The sequence below is a fragment of the Pseudomonas sp. GW822-FHT03F08 genome (assembly GCF_058801265.1).
On the sequence record NZ_JBXANC010000003.1, the window covers coordinates 580,634 to 595,700 of the forward strand.

The window sequence follows — 15,067 nt, forward strand, 5'->3', positions numbered from 1 at the left end:
CTGTCTACGATTCAACTTGCCCCACCCCGGGCCGACAAACTGGCAATATCAAGCCTTTCGAAAGCGGAGATAACGGACATGTCCCTACGCACCCTGCTCACCACCCTGCTGCTCGGCTGCAGTTTTTCGGTGATGGCAGCCACAGAAATCGTGCCCCTCAAGTACCACACCAGCGCCGACATGCTGCCGGTGGCCCAGGACTTCATCGGCAAGGACGGCCAGGTCAGCGCCTATGGCAACCAACTGATCGTCAAGGCCGAACCGGACAAGATTCAGGCACTCAAGGCCCTGCTGACCCAACTGGATACCGAGCCCAAACGCCTGCTGATCACCGTCGACACCAACGAAAACAACCAACAGAACACGGGTGACCAGCAAACCAGGATCATCAACTACAGCACGTCCAGCCGCGACGGCGGCATTCAGCAGATTCAGGCCAGCGAAGGCGCGCCCGCCCTGATCCAGGTCGGCCAGAGCGTGCCAATCACCAGCAGCCAGACCAACTCCTACGGCGATTACAGCAGCCAGACCCAGTATCGCAACGTCACTCAGGGCTTCTACGTCACCGCCAGCGTCACCGGCGACACCGTTCACCTGGCAATCAGTACCAACCGTGACCGCATGAGCCAGGAACGTCCCGATGTAGTGAACGTGCAGAGCACCGACACAACCGTCACCGGACGCCTGGGCGAGTGGATCACCCTCGCCGGCGTGAACCGCGAGACTCAAGCCGACAAACAGGGCCTGGCCCGCAGCTACTCGACTCAAGGCCGGGATGACATGACGTTGCGGGTGAAAGTCGACACGTTGGACTAAAGCACCAAAAACTGACTGATTAGTCGTATTAGACGAAAGATGTAGTGCTTGTAAAAAAGCACTACAAAACGTTTGACGAGCCAAAAAAGCGAAGGCATGATGGCCTCGCTCCCGCTAATCAGAGGCCCTGGCAAGGGCCTTCGAAGCGATGCTCGCACCCATCCCCGCGAGCCGTTTCGTGTCTGTACCGCCCACAAGGTGTGTTTGACGAGGTTGCCGACTGGAACGAAGTTGTCCCGAGGGACGGAAGCGTAATTAGGTAACCCGGCTTTACACTGTAGTTCGCATAAAGGCCCACGACGCCCGAATGCGCCCGCCAGTTCGCCTTTACCTGCTCACTTCCCCTCGAGCCCATCGTTCATCCCGTCGCCTGCCCCGCCGAACCCGACCTGACCACCTAAGCTTCTGGTCAGCGAGCGCAAGGATTTTTCCACCGCAGAACAACTTTTCATAAAGACGCGACGAGGTTTATCTCCATGGCACTGACACGCGAACAGCAAATTGCAGCCCTTGAAAAAGACTGGGCTGAAAACCCGCGCTGGAAAGGCGTGACTCGCAATTACTCCGCTGCTGACGTCGTCCGTCTGCGTGGCTCGGTTCAACCAGAGCACACCTTTGCAAAAATGGGCGCCGAAAAACTGTGGAACCTGGTCACCCAGGGTGCCAAGCCGTCCTTCCGCCCAGAGAAAGATTTCGTCAACTGCATGGGCGCCCTGACCGGCGGCCAGGCTGTACAACAGGTTAAAGCCGGTATCCAGGCGATCTACCTGTCGGGCTGGCAAGTCGCTGCGGACAACAACTCCGCCGAATCGATGTACCCGGACCAGTCGCTGTACCCGGTGGACTCGGTTCCAACCGTGGTCAAGCGCATCAACAACTCGTTCCGTCGTGCCGACCAGATCCAGTGGAAAGCCGGCAAGAACCCGGGCGACGAAGGCTACATCGACTACTTCGCACCAATCGTGGCTGACGCTGAAGCCGGTTTCGGCGGCGTACTGAACGCCTACGAGCTGATGAAGAGCATGATCGAAGCAGGCGCCGCCGGCGTTCACTTCGAAGACCAACTGGCTTCCGTGAAGAAATGCGGCCACATGGGCGGCAAGGTGCTGGTTCCTACCCAGGAAGCCGTACAGAAGCTGACCGCTGCTCGTCTGGCTGCCGACGTTGCCGGCGTACCGACCATCATCCTGGCCCGTACCGACGCCAACGCTGCCGACCTGCTGACGTCCGACTGCGACCCGTACGACCAACCGTTCGTAACCGGCACCCGCACTCAGGAAGGCTTCTACAAGGTTCGTGCTGGCCTGGACCAGGCAATCGCCCGTGGCCTGGCCTACGCGCCGTACGCCGACCTGATCTGGTGCGAAACCGCCAAGCCGGATCTGGACGAAGCCCGTCGCTTCGCTGAAGCGATCAAGAAGGAATACCCGGACCAGATCCTGTCGTACAACTGCTCGCCTTCCTTCAACTGGAAGAAAAACCTGGACGACGCGACCATCGCCAAGTTCCAGCGCGAACTGTCCGCCATGGGTTACAAGCACCAGTTCATCACCCTGGCCGGCATTCACAACATGTGGCACAGCATGTTCAACCTGGCGCACGACTACGCCCGCAACGACATGACTGCCTACGTGAAGCTGCAAGAGCAGGAATTCGCTGACGCCGCCAAGGGTTACACCTTCGTGGCTCACCAGCAGGAAGTGGGCACTGGCTACTTCGACGATATGACCACCGTGATCCAGGGCGGCACGTCCTCGGTGACCGCGCTGACCGGTTCGACCGAAGAAGAACAGTTCCACTGATCGACTTCGCCTGAGTAAACGGCCTTTGCGGACCGTGTAGAAAGCTAACCGCATTGCCGAAAAACTGACGCCCCGACTGGTTCGGGGCGTTTTTTTTGCCTGTGACTTCCTGAACCTCTCAGGGTCGGCACAATCTGTCAGGCAAAACATTGATCCAGAGCGCTATCCAGGTCACAAAAATCGGTTAAAACGTGCGCCGCCGCTACTTGCAGTAACGCGGATATAAGACAACTTCCCAACTGCCCAATCGCTAAACAGTTACAAAACCACTCCAAACGATATTAATTATCATTTAGCAGCAACTATGTTCGTTACATTTCCTACAAAACATAATTCGTGAAATCCCGGCTAATGCCCGCAACGCATGGGCTGCGGGGCCATCGAGGTGCGCTATGTCCTTATTCCAATAAATAATTTCGCTATAGGAATTTTACTTGCAGGGTGTTTAGCCATAAAATCAGCGCGATTGATTGCTGCGACATATCGTCACTGCCTTATTTCTTTATCAAGCTCAGAGACCTTTGCTCTCTGTTAAGGATTACCAGCATGCCCGAAGCGACAGGACTCATGGCCCACAACTGGGGCTTTGCCATTTTCCTTCTGGGTGTAGTCGGCCTGTGCGCCTTCATGCTCGGCGTCTCCAGCCTCCTCGGGTCAAAAGCCTGGGGCCGCAGCAAAAACGAACCGTTCGAGTCCGGCATGCTACCTACCGGTGGCGCCCGCTTGCGGCTCTCAGCCAAATTCTATCTGGTCGCGATGCTGTTCGTGATCTTCGATATCGAAGCCCTCTTTCTCTTTGCATGGTCTGTGTCCGTCCGCGAAAGCGGCTGGACCGGATTCGTCGAAGCTCTCGTTTTCATAGCAATTCTGTTGGCAGGTCTTGTCTACCTGTTCCGAGTGGGCGCCCTTGACTGGGCTCCGGAAGCTCGTCGCAAGCGGCAGGCGAAGCTGAAACAATGAGGCTTTGGCAATGCAATACAATCTCACCAGAATCGACCCCGATGCTCCTAACGAGCAGTATCCGATTGGCGAACGGGAAACCGTTTCCGATCCGTTAGAAGATCAAGTCCACAAAAACATTTTCATGGGCAAGCTGGAAGACGTGCTGAGTGGCGCGGTCAACTGGGGACGTAAGAACTCCCTGTGGCCGTACAACTTCGGTCTTTCGTGCTGCTACGTGGAAATGACCACGGCCTTCACGGCGCCCCACGACATCGCGCGCTTCGGCGCCGAAGTTATCCGGGCATCACCGCGCCAGGCCGACTTCATGGTTATCGCCGGTACGTGCTTCATCAAGATGGCGCCGATCATTCAGCGTCTGTACGAGCAGATGCTCGAGCCCAAATGGGTGATCTCGATGGGTTCGTGCGCCAACTCCGGTGGCATGTACGACATCTACTCCGTGGTTCAAGGGGTGGACAAGTTCCTGCCCGTTGACGTCTACGTACCTGGCTGCCCGCCCCGTCCGGAAGCATTTCTGCAAGGCTTGATGCTGTTGCAGGAATCCATTGGACAGGAGCGTCGCCCACTTTCCTGGGTCGTTGGCGATCAAGGCGTTTATCGCGCCGACATGCCTTCGCAGAAGGAACAGCGCCGCGAACAGCGAATCGCAGTCACCAACCTGCGCAGCCCTGACGAAGTCTGATCCAGATCTGTTTCAAAGAAACGAGAAGCTGGCTTCATTCTTTACGTTGACCGAAAGCGAAAAAATAACCATGACTACAGGCAGTGCTCTGTACATCCCGCCTTATAAGGCAGACGACCAGGATGTGGTCGTCGAACTGAACAATCGTTTTGGCCCCGAGGCGTTCACCGCCCAGCCGACCCGCACCGGCATGCCGGTGCTGTGGGTGGCGCGTGCCAAGCTCGTCGAAGTCCTGACCTTCCTGCGCAACCTGCCCAAGCCGTACGTCATGCTCTATGACCTGCACGGCGTGGACGAGCGTCTGCGCACCAAGCGTCAAGGCCTGCCGAGCGACGCTGAGTTCACCGTGTTCTATCACCTCATGTCGCTGGAACGTAATAGTGACGTGATGATCAAGGTCGCCTTGTCCGAGAGCGACCTCAGCTTGCCGACCGTCACCAGCATCTGGCCGAACGCCAACTGGTACGAGCGTGAAGTCTGGGACATGTTCGGTATCGACTTCAAAGGTCACCCTCACCTGTCGCGCATCATGATGCCGCCGACCTGGGAAGGTCACCCGCTGCGCAAGGACTTCCCGGCGCGCGCCACCGAATTCGATCCGTACAGCCTGAACCTGGCCAAGCAACAGCTTGAGGAAGAAGCTGCGCGTTTCCGTCCTGAAGACTGGGGCATGAAACGTTCCGGCCCGAACGAGGACTACATGTTCCTCAACCTGGGTCCGAACCACCCTTCGGCTCACGGTGCGTTCCGCATCATCCTGCAACTGGACGGTGAAGAGATCGTCGACTGCGTTCCGGACATCGGTTACCACCACCGTGGTGCCGAGAAGATGGCCGAGCGTCAGTCCTGGCACAGCTTCATTCCGTACACCGATCGTATCGACTACCTCGGCGGCGTGATGAACAACCTGCCGTACGTGCTCTCGGTCGAGAAGCTGGCCGGCATCAAGGTGCCCGAGAAGGTCGACGTCATCCGCATCATGATGGCCGAGTTCTTCCGGATCACCAGCCACCTGCTGTTCCTGGGGACCTACATCCAGGACGTCGGCGCCATGACCCCGGTGTTCTTCACCTTCACCGACCGCCAGAAGGCGTACACGGTGATCGAAGCCATCACCGGTTTCCGTCTGCACCCGGCCTGGTACCGCATCGGCGGCGTTGCCCACGACCTGCCGCGCGGCTGGGAAAAACTGGTGAAAGACTTCGTTGAATGGCTGCCAAAGCGCCTCGACGAATACACCAAGGCCGCCTTGCAGAACAGCATCCTCAAGGGTCGTACCATCGGCGTTGCCCAGTACAACACCAAAGAGGCCCTGGAATGGGGCGTCACCGGTGCCGGCCTGCGTTCCACCGGTTGCGACTTCGACCTGCGTAAAGCGCGTCCATACTCCGGCTACGAGAACTTCGAGTTCGAAGTGCCGCTGGCCGCCAACGGCGATGCCTACGACCGCTGCATGGTTCGCGTCGAAGAGATGCGCCAGAGCGTCAAGATCATCGACCAATGCCTGCGCAACATGCCGGAAGGCCCGTACAAGGCGGATCACCCGCTGACCACGCCGCCGCCGAAAGAGCGCACGCTGCAACACATCGAAACCTTGATCACGCACTTCCTGCAGGTTTCGTGGGGCCCGGTCATGCCGGCCAACGAATCCTTCCAGATGATCGAAGCGACCAAGGGCATCAACAGTTATTACCTGACGAGCGACGGCGGCACCATGAGCTACCGTACCCGGATCCGCACTCCAAGCTTCCCGCATCTGCAACAGATCCCTTCGGTGATCAAAGGCAGCATGGTCGCGGACATGATTGCGTACCTGGGTAGTATCGATTTCGTTATGGCCGACGTGGACCGCTAAGCATGAACAGCACGCTTATCCAGACAGACCGTTTCACCTTGAGTGAAACCGAGCGCTCGGCCATCGAGCACGAGCTGCATCACTACGAAGACCCGCGCGCGGCGTCGATCGAAGCCCTGAAGATCGTTCAGAAAGAACGCGGCTGGGTGCCGGACGGCGCTCTGTACGCCATCGGCGAGATCCTCGGCATCCCGGCCAGCGACGTTGAAGGCGTGGCCACGTTCTACAGCCAGATCTTCCGTCAGCCGGTCGGCCGTCACATCATTCGCGTCTGCGACAGCATGGTCTGCTACATCGGCGGCCACGAGTCGGTTGTCAGCGAAATCCAGAACAACCTGGGTATCGGCCTGGGCCAGACCACCGCCGACGGTCGCTTCACCCTGCTGCCGGTCTGCTGCCTCGGCAACTGCGACAAGGCACCGGCGCTGATGATCGATGACGACACCTTTGGCGATGTCCAGCCTGCCGGCGTCGCCAAACTGCTCGAGGGCTACGTATGACCCTGACCTCTTTCGGTCCTGCCAACCGCATCCAGCGTTCGGCCGAGACTCACCCGCTGACCTGGCGCCTGCGTGACGACGGCGAAGCCGTGTGGCTCGACGAGTACCAGGCCAAGAACGGTTACGCCGCAGCGCGCAAAGCCTTTGCCGACATGGATCAGGACGCCATCGTCCAGACCGTGAAAGACGCCGGCCTCAAGGGTCGCGGCGGTGCAGGCTTCCCCACAGGCGTGAAGTGGGGCCTGATGCCAAAGGACGAATCCATCAACATCCGCTACCTGCTGTGCAACGCGGATGAAATGGAGCCGAACACCTGGAAAGACCGCATGCTGATGGAGCAACTGCCCCATCTGCTGATCGAAGGCATGCTGATCAGTGCTCGCGCGCTGAAAACCTACCGTGGCTACATCTTCCTGCGTGGCGAGTACACCACCGCCGCCAAGCACCTGAACCGTGCCGTGGAAGAAGCCAAGGCCGCGGGCCTGCTGGGCAAGAACATCCTGGGCAGCGGCTTCGATTTCGAGCTGTTCGTCCACACCGGCGCCGGGCGTTACATCTGCGGTGAAGAAACCGCACTGATCAACTCCCTCGAAGGCCGCCGCGCCAACCCGCGCTCCAAGCCGCCCTTCCCTGCCGCCGTTGGCGTGTGGGGCAAGCCGACCTGCGTGAACAACGTTGAAACCCTGTGCAACGTGCCGGCGATCATTGCCGACGGCGTGGACTGGTACAAATCGTTGGCCCGCGACGGCAGCGAAGACATGGGCACCAAGCTCATGGGCTTCTCCGGCAAGGTCAAGAACCCTGGCCTGTGGGAACTGCCATTCGGCGTGACCGGTCGCGAGCTGTTCGAAGACTACGCCGGCGGCATGCGCGACGGTTACAAGCTCAAGGCCTGGCAGCCAGGCGGCGCCGGTACCGGTTTCCTGTTGCCGGAACACCTCGACGCACAAATGTACGCCGGCGGCATCGCCAAGGTGGGCACCCGTATGGGTACCGGCCTGGCCATGGCGGTGGACGACAGCGTCAACATGGTGTCCCTGCTGCGCAACATGGAGCAGTTCTTCGCCCGCGAATCCTGCGGTTTCTGCACCCCTTGCCGTGATGGCCTGCCATGGAGCGTCAAGCTGCTGATGGCCATCGAACAAGGCCGCGGCCAGCCAGGCGACATCGAGACCCTGCTGGGTCTGGTCAACTTCCTCGGCCCGGGCAAGACCTTCTGTGCTCACGCACCGGGTGCCGTGGAACCGTTGGGCAGTGCCATCAAATACTTCCGTCCAGAGTTCGAAGCCGGTATCGCGCCCGCAAGCGCCGCCGTCCCGCCTCTGGCAAAGCCGATCGTAGTCGGCGCGTAAACGCTTAAAAAGGCGAAGGGTCCGTGCCCTTCGCCTTTCGTCCGATGACGCCTTTCGGGGCTGACTGGATTCGGACGGATAACAAGATTCCATTAGCCACGCCCGCTGACACCGGGCCAACGAAGACCTTTGAACCATGGCCACTATCCACGTAGACGGCAAAGCGCTCGAAGTCGACGGGGCAGACAACCTGTTACAGGCATGTCTGTCGCTGGGCCTCGACATCCCTTATTTCTGCTGGCACCCCGCGCTTGGTAGCGTCGGGGCCTGCCGCCAGTGCGCGGTCAAGCAGTACACCGACGAGAACGACACCCGTGGTCGCATCGTCATGTCCTGCATGACGCCTGCCACCGACAACACCTGGATCTCCATCGACGATGAAGAATCCAAGGCGTTCCGCGCCAGTGTTGTTGAATGGCTGATGACCAACCACCCGCACGACTGCCCTGTGTGCGAGGAAGGCGGTCACTGCCACCTGCAAGACATGACCGTGATGACCGGCCACAACGAGCGCCGTTATCGCTTCACCAAGCGCACCCACCAGAACCAGCAACTGGGCCCGTTCATTTCCCACGAAATGAACCGCTGCATCGCCTGCTACCGCTGCGTGCGTTTCTACAAGGACTACGCCGGCGGCACCGACCTCGGTGTATTCGGCGCCCACGACAACGTGTACTTCGGTCGCGTTGAAGACGGCACGCTGGAAAGCGAGTTCTCCGGCAACCTCACCGAGGTCTGCCCGACCGGTGTGTTCACCGACAAGACTCACTCCGAGCGCTACAACCGTAAATGGGACATGCAGTTCTCGCCGAGCATCTGCCATGGCTGCTCCAGCGGTTGCAACATTTCCCCGGGCGAGCGTTACGGCGAACTGCGTCGCATCGAAAACCGTTACAACGGTTCGGTGAACCAGTACTTCCTGTGCGACCGTGGCCGTTTCGGTTATGGCTACGTCAACCGCACCGACCGTCCACGTCAGCCGCTGCTGGCCGACGGCACCAAACTAAGCCTGGACGACGCACTGGACAAAGCCGCCGACCTGCTGCGTGGTCGCAACATCGTCGGTATCGGTTCGCCGCGTGCCAGCCTCGAAAGCAACTACGCGTTGCGTGAGCTGGTGGGCGCCGAGCACTTCTACTCCGGTATCGAAGCCTCCGAGCTCGAGCGCATCCGTCTGGTCCTGCAAGTGCTGAAGGACAGCCCGCTGCCAGTCCCGAACATGCGCGACATCGAAGACCACGACGCCGTGTTCGTCCTCGGTGAAGACCTGACCCAGACCGCCGCCCGTATGGCCCTGGCCCTGCGTCAGTCGGTAAAAGGCAAGGCCGAAGACATGGCCGAAGCCATGCGCGTTCAGCCTTGGCTCGACGCCGCCGTGAAGAACATCGGTCAGCACGAGCTGAACCCGCTGTTCATCGCCAGCCTGGCTGAAACCAAGCTCGACGACATCGCCGAAGAGTGTGTACACGCCGCTCCGGACGATCTGGCCCGCATCGGTTTCGCCGTGGCTCACGCCCTGGACGCCAGCGCACCTGCCGTCGAAGGTCTGGACGCCGAAGCCCTGGAACTGGCCAAGCGCATCGCCGACGCCCTGATCAAAGCCAAGCGTCCGCTGATCATCGCCGGTACTTCGCTGGGCTCCAAAGCCTTGATCGAAGCCGCTGCGAACATCGCCAAAGCCCTGAAGCTGCGCGAGAAGAACGGCTCGATCAGCCTCATCGTGCCGGAAGCCAACAGCCTCGGTCTGGCCATGCTCGGTGGTGAATCGGTTGATGCTGCCCTGCAAGCGGTCATCGACGGCAAGGCCGACGCCATCGTCGTGCTGGAAAACGATCTGTACACCCGCACCGCCAAAGCCAAGGTCGATGCGGCACTGAACGCTGCGAAAGTAGTGATCGTTGCCGACCACCAGAAGACGGCCACCAGCGACCGCGCGCACCTGGTTCTGCCAGCCGCCAGCTTCGCTGAAGGCGACGGTACTTTGGTCAGCCAGGAAGGCCGCGCCCAGCGCTTCTTCCAGGTTTTCGACCCGCAATACATGGACTCGAGCATTCTGGTCCACGAAGGCTGGCGCTGGCTGCACGCCCTGCGCGCCACCCTGTTGAACCAGCCAATCGACTGGACGCAACTCGACCACGTGACCGCTGCCGTTGCTTCGAGCACCACGCAGCTGGCACGTATCGTCGACGCCGCACCGTCCGCCTCGTTCCGCATCAAGGGTCTGAAACTGGCGCGTGAACCGCTGCGTTATTCCGGTCGCACCGCGATGCGCGCCGACATCAGCGTTCACGAACCACGCACCCCGCAAGACAAGGACACCGCGTTCGCCTTCTCGATGGAAGGTTACTCGGGCTCCGTCGAACCGCGTCAGCAGGTTCCTTTTGCATGGTCGCCAGGCTGGAACTCGCCGCAAGCCTGGAACAAGTTCCAGGACGAAGTCGGTGGTCACCTGCGCGCTGGCGATCCGGGCACCCGCCTGATCGAAAGCACCGGTGATTCGCTGAACTGGTTCGCCAGCGTTCCGCGCGCGTTCAACCCGGCCCAGGGCACCTGGCAAGCCGTGCCGTTCTACCACCTGTTCGGCAGCGACGAGAACTCGTCGAAAGCCGCCCCGGTCCAGGAACGTATCCCGGCCGCCTACGTTGGCCTGGCCAAATCCGAAGCGGATCGCCTGGGCGTCAACGACGGTGCACTGCTGAGCCTCAATGTTGCCGGCCAGACCCTGCGTCTGCCGCTGCGCATCAATGAAGAGCTGGGCGCCGGCCTGGTTGCACTGCCGGCCGGTCTGGCAGGCATTCCGCCGGCGATTTTCGGCCAAACCGTTGATGGTCTGCAGGAGGCAGCGCAATGACCTGGTTCACCCCTGAAGTGATCGATGTGATCCTGACGGTCATCAAAGCCATCGTCATCCTGCTGGCCGTGGTGGTCGCGGGTGCGTTGCTCAGCTTTGTCGAACGTCGCCTGCTGGGCTGGTGGCAGGACCGTTACGGTCCGAACCGCGTTGGCCCGTTCGGCATGTTCCAGATCGCTGCCGACATGCTGAAGATGTTCTTCAAGGAAGACTGGACCCCGCCGTTTGCCGACAAGGTGATCTTCACCCTGGCACCGGTCGTGGCCATGTCCGCCCTGCTGATCGCTTTCGCGATCATCCCGATCACCCCGACCTGGGGCGTGGCGGATCTGAACATCGGCCTGCTGTTCTTCTTCGCCATGGCCGGTCTGTCGGTCTACGCGGTGCTGTTCGCCGGCTGGTCGAGTAACAACAAGTTCGCCCTCCTCGGCAGCTTGCGTGCCTCGGCGCAGACCGTGTCCTACGAAGTGTTCATGGGCCTGGCCCTGATGGGCATCGTGGTGCAGGTCGGCTCGTTCAACATGCGCGACATCGTCGAGTACCAGGCGCAGAACCTGTGGTTCATCATTCCGCAGTTCTTCGGCTTCTGTACCTTCTTCATCGCTGGCGTGGCCGTGACTCACCGTCACCCGTTCGACCAGCCGGAAGCGGAACAGGAACTGGCCGACGGTTACCACATTGAATACGCCGGTATGAAATGGGGCATGTTCTTCGTCGGTGAATACATCGGCATCATCCTGATCTCGGCGCTGTTGGTCACCCTGTTCTTCGGTGGCTGGCACGGTCCGTTCGGCATCCTGCCGCAACTGTCCTTCGTCTGGTTCGCACTGAAGACCGCGTTCTTCATCATGCTGTTCATCCTGCTGCGCGCTTCGATCCCGCGTCCGCGTTATGACCAGGTGATGGACTTCAGCTGGAAATTCTGCCTGCCACTGACCCTGATCAATTTGCTGGTGACCGCTGCAATCGTGTTGTGGAACACGCCTGCAGTTGCGGTTCAGTGAGGATTTGACCCATGTTCAAATATATTGGCGACATCATTAAGGGTACCGGTACCCAGTTGCGCAGCCTGGTCATGATCTTCGGTCATGGCTTTCGCAAGCGCGACACCCTGCAATACCCGGAAGAGCCGGTCTACCTGCCGCCACGTTACCGTGGCCGTATCGTCCTGACCCGCGACCCCGATGGCGAAGAACGCTGCGTAGCCTGCAACCTGTGCGCCGTGGCTTGCCCGGTGGGTTGCATCTCGCTGCAGAAAGCTGAAACCGAAGACGGTCGCTGGTACCCGGACTTCTTCCGTATCAACTTCTCGCGCTGCATTTTCTGCGGTCTCTGCGAGGAAGCCTGCCCGACCACCGCGATCCAGCTGACCCCGGATTTCGAGATGGCCGAGTTCAAACGTCAGGACCTGGTGTACGAGAAAGAAGATCTTCTGATCTCCGGCCCCGGCAAAAACCCTGATTACAACTTCTATCGTGTTGCAGGTATGGCCGTTGCCGGTAAGCCGAAAGGCGCCGCACAAAACGAAGCCGAGCCGATCAACGTGAAGAGCTTGCTGCCTTAAGGAAGAACGATGGAATTCGCTTTCTATTTCGCATCGGGTATCGCTGTTGTGTCCACATTGCGCGTGGTCACCAACACCAATCCTGTGCACGCCCTGCTCTACCTGATCATTTCGCTGATCGCCGTGGCCATGACCTTCTTCGCACTCGGCGCTCCGTTCGCCGGCGTGCTGGAAGTGATCGCCTACGCTGGCGCCATCATGGTGCTGTTCGTGTTCGTGGTGATGATGCTGAACCTGGGCCCGGCCTCGGTTCAGCAGGAACGCACCTGGCTCAAGCCCGGTATCTGGGCGGGGCCGGTGATTCTCGGTGCCCTGCTGCTGGCCGAACTGCTGTATGTGCTGTTCGCTCACCAGAGCGGTCAGGCCATCGGCCACACCACCGTGGATGCAAAAGCCGTGGGCATCAGCCTGTTCGGTCCGTACCTGCTGGTGGTCGAACTCGCCTCGATGCTGCTGCTCGCTGCAGCCGTCACGGCGTTCCATTTGGGCCGTAACGAGGCGAAGGAGTAAGACATGCCTGCTATCCCTCTCGAACATGGATTGGCCGTTGCCGGCATCCTGTTCTGCCTTGGTCTGGTCGGCCTGATGGTCCGCCGCAACATTTTGTTCGTGTTGATGAGTCTGGAAGTGATGATGAACGCCTCTGCACTGGCCTTCATCGTTGCGGGCGCCCGCTGGGCGCAACCGGATGGACAGATCATGTTCATCCTGGTGATCAGCCTTGCAGCCGCCGAAGCCAGTATTGGCCTGGCGATCCTGCTGCAACTGTATCGCCGCTTCCACACGCTCGATATCGACGCTGCCAGTGAGATGCGCGGATGAACCTACTCTTTCTGACTTTCGTTTTCCCTCTGATCGGGTTCCTGTTGCTGTCGTTTTCCCGCGGCCGCCTCTCGGAAAACCTGTCGGCGCTGATCGGTGTCGGCTCCATCGGCCTGTCTGCCATCGTCGCGGCCTACGTGATCTGGCAATTCAACATCGCTCCACCGGAAGGTGGCGTGTACGTTCATGTGCTGTGGAAGTGGATGTCCGTCGAGGGCTTCCAGCCTAACTTCGCCCTGTATCTGGATGGTCTGTCCGTGACCATGCTCGGTGTGGTGGTCGGTGTGGGCTTCCTGATCCACCTGTTCGCCTCCTGGTACATGCGCGGTGAAGCCGGTTACTCGCGTTTCTTCGCCTACACCAACCTGTTTATCGCCAGCATGCTGTTCCTGGTCCTGGGCGATAACCTGCTGTTCATCTACTTCGGTTGGGAAGGCGTGGGCCTGTGCTCGTACCTGTTGATCGGTTTCTACTACAGCAACCGCAACAACGGTAACGCCGCACTGAAAGCCTTCATCGTCACCCGTATCGGCGACGTGTTCATGGCGATCGGCCTGTTCATCCTGTTCCAGCAACTGGGCACGCTGAACGTCCAGGAACTGCTGGTGAAGGCGCCTGAGCACTTCAAGGTCGGCGATTTCTGGATCGTGCTGGCGACCCTGATGCTGCTGGGTGGTGCGGTCGGTAAATCGGCTCAGCTGCCACTGCAGACCTGGCTTGCGGACGCGATGGCCGGCCCTACCCCGGTTTCGGCACTGATCCACGCCGCAACGATGGTAACCGCCGGTGTCTACCTGATCGCCCGTACCCACGGTCTGTTCGCCCTGGCGCCGGACATCCTGCATCTTGTGGGAATCGTCGGTGGTGTGACCCTGGTGCTGGCCGGTTTCGCAGCACTGGTACAAACCGACATCAAACGTATCCTCGCCTACTCGACCATGAGCCAGATCGGCTACATGTTCCTGGCGCTGGGCGTTGGCGCCTGGGAAGGCGCGATCTTCCACCTGATGACCCACGCCTTCTTCAAGGCCCTGCTGTTCCTTGCTTCCGGTGCGGTGATCGTTGCCTGCCACCACGAGCAGAACATCTTCAAGATGGGCGGCCTGTGGAAGAAACTGCCGCTGGCCTACGCCAGCTTCATCGTCGGTGGTGCCGCTCTGGCCGCCCTGCCGCTGGTGACCGCAGGTTTCTACTCCAAGGACGAAATCCTCTGGGAAGCGTTCGCCAGCGGCAACCACGGTCTGCTGTACGCAGGTCTGGTCGGCGCGTTCATGACTTCGCTGTACACCTTCCGCCTGATCTTCATCGCGTTCCACGGTGAAGCCAAGACCGAAGCTCACGCCGGTCACGGCATCGCTCACTGGCTGCCACTGTCGGTGCTGATCGTGCTGTCGACCTTCGTCGGCGCCATGATCGTTCCACCGCTGCACGGCGTACTGCCTGAGAGCGTTGGCCATGCCGGTGGCGAAGCCAAGCACAGTCTGGAAATCGCGTCGGGCGCCATCGCCCTGGCCGGTATCCTGCTGGCGGCCCTGCTGTTCCTCGGCAAGCGTCGCTTCGTGACCGCGATCGCCAACAGCGGCATCGGCCGTTTCCTTTCGGCCTGGTGGTTCGCTGCCTGGGGCTTCGACTGGATCTACGACAAACTGTTCGTGAAGCCGTACCTTGCGATCAGCCACATGCTGCGCAAAGACCCGCTCGACCAGACCATCGGTCTGATCCCGCGCATGGCCAAGGGTGGTCACACTGCCCTGAGCCGTACCGAAACCGGTCAACTGCGTTGGTACGCTGCTTCGATGGCTGCTGGTGCCGTGTTGGTAATCGGCGCTGTCGTGCTGGTAGCGGTCTGATATGAACCTT

The 15,067-nt window shown here is 60.1% G+C and carries 13 protein-coding genes; all 13 read left to right on the forward strand.

Annotated features, from left to right (window positions below; genetic code table 11):
• Nucleotides 1-78 precede the first annotated feature (78 nt).
• The 13 genes from AC1RME_RS09815 to nuoL all read left to right on the forward strand — a co-directional run bounded on the left by AC1RME_RS09815 (nucleotide 79) and on the right by nuoL (nucleotide 15,057).
• Complete coding sequence (locus AC1RME_RS09815) at nucleotides 79-816, forward strand: secretin N-terminal domain-containing protein (RefSeq protein WP_096822260.1); 738 nt, start codon at nucleotides 79-81, stop codon at nucleotides 814-816.
• 476 nt (nucleotides 817-1,292) lie between these two features.
• A complete protein-coding gene (aceA, locus tag AC1RME_RS09820) occupies nucleotides 1,293-2,618 on the forward strand; it encodes an isocitrate lyase (RefSeq protein ID WP_011334956.1) in 1,326 nt (441 codons plus the stop codon).
• A gap of 546 nt (nucleotides 2,619-3,164) precedes the next feature.
• Entirely contained in the window at nucleotides 3,165-3,578 is a 414-nt protein-coding gene (locus tag AC1RME_RS09825) for an NADH-quinone oxidoreductase subunit A (RefSeq protein WP_003223812.1), read from the forward strand.
• Nucleotides 3,579-3,588: 10 nt separating this feature from the next.
• Complete coding sequence (locus AC1RME_RS09830) at nucleotides 3,589-4,263, forward strand: NuoB/complex I 20 kDa subunit family protein (RefSeq protein WP_003223809.1); 675 nt, start codon at nucleotides 3,589-3,591, stop codon at nucleotides 4,261-4,263.
• 70 nt (nucleotides 4,264-4,333) lie between these two features.
• A complete protein-coding gene (gene nuoC, locus AC1RME_RS09835; protein WP_096822261.1) occupies nucleotides 4,334-6,118 on the forward strand; it encodes an NADH-quinone oxidoreductase subunit C/D in 1,785 nt (594 codons plus the stop codon).
• Nucleotides 6,119-6,120: 2 nt separating this feature from the next.
• Nucleotides 6,121-6,618 carry an NADH-quinone oxidoreductase subunit NuoE gene (gene nuoE / locus AC1RME_RS09840; protein ID WP_003223804.1) on the forward strand — a complete coding sequence of 166 codons (498 nt, stop codon included), beginning with the start codon at nucleotides 6,121-6,123 and terminating at the stop codon, nucleotides 6,616-6,618.
• Nucleotides 6,615-7,970: an NADH-quinone oxidoreductase subunit NuoF gene (gene nuoF, locus AC1RME_RS09845; protein WP_064380702.1), complete on the forward strand. Its 1,356-nt coding sequence runs from the start codon at nucleotides 6,615-6,617 to the stop codon at nucleotides 7,968-7,970. Before nuoE ends, nuoF begins: the two co-directional genes overlap by 4 nt.
• Before the next feature lie 136 nt (nucleotides 7,971-8,106).
• Nucleotides 8,107-10,821: an NADH-quinone oxidoreductase subunit NuoG gene (gene nuoG, locus AC1RME_RS09850; protein ID WP_096822262.1), complete on the forward strand. Its 2,715-nt coding sequence runs from the start codon at nucleotides 8,107-8,109 to the stop codon at nucleotides 10,819-10,821.
• A complete protein-coding gene (gene nuoH, locus AC1RME_RS09855; RefSeq protein ID WP_007951460.1) occupies nucleotides 10,818-11,825 on the forward strand; it encodes an NADH-quinone oxidoreductase subunit NuoH in 1,008 nt (335 codons plus the stop codon). Before nuoG ends, nuoH begins: the two co-directional genes overlap by 4 nt.
• Before the next feature lie 11 nt (nucleotides 11,826-11,836).
• The gene (gene nuoI / locus AC1RME_RS09860) at nucleotides 11,837-12,385 is read left to right on the forward strand and encodes an NADH-quinone oxidoreductase subunit NuoI (protein ID WP_085712394.1); all 549 of its coding nucleotides are present in this window, start codon (nucleotides 11,837-11,839) and stop codon (nucleotides 12,383-12,385) included.
• A gap of 9 nt (nucleotides 12,386-12,394) precedes the next feature.
• A complete protein-coding gene (nuoJ, locus tag AC1RME_RS09865; RefSeq protein ID WP_096822263.1) occupies nucleotides 12,395-12,895 on the forward strand; it encodes an NADH-quinone oxidoreductase subunit J in 501 nt (166 codons plus the stop codon).
• Between the two features lie 3 nt (nucleotides 12,896-12,898).
• Nucleotides 12,899-13,207 (forward strand): NADH-quinone oxidoreductase subunit NuoK, encoded by a 309-nt coding sequence (gene nuoK / locus AC1RME_RS09870; protein ID WP_003180046.1) that lies wholly within the window; start codon nucleotides 12,899-12,901, stop codon nucleotides 13,205-13,207.
• Nucleotides 13,204-15,057: an NADH-quinone oxidoreductase subunit L gene (nuoL, locus tag AC1RME_RS09875; RefSeq protein ID WP_096822264.1), complete on the forward strand. Its 1,854-nt coding sequence runs from the start codon at nucleotides 13,204-13,206 to the stop codon at nucleotides 15,055-15,057. Before nuoK ends, nuoL begins: the two co-directional genes overlap by 4 nt.
• The last annotated feature ends 10 nt before the right edge of the window (nucleotides 15,058-15,067 follow it).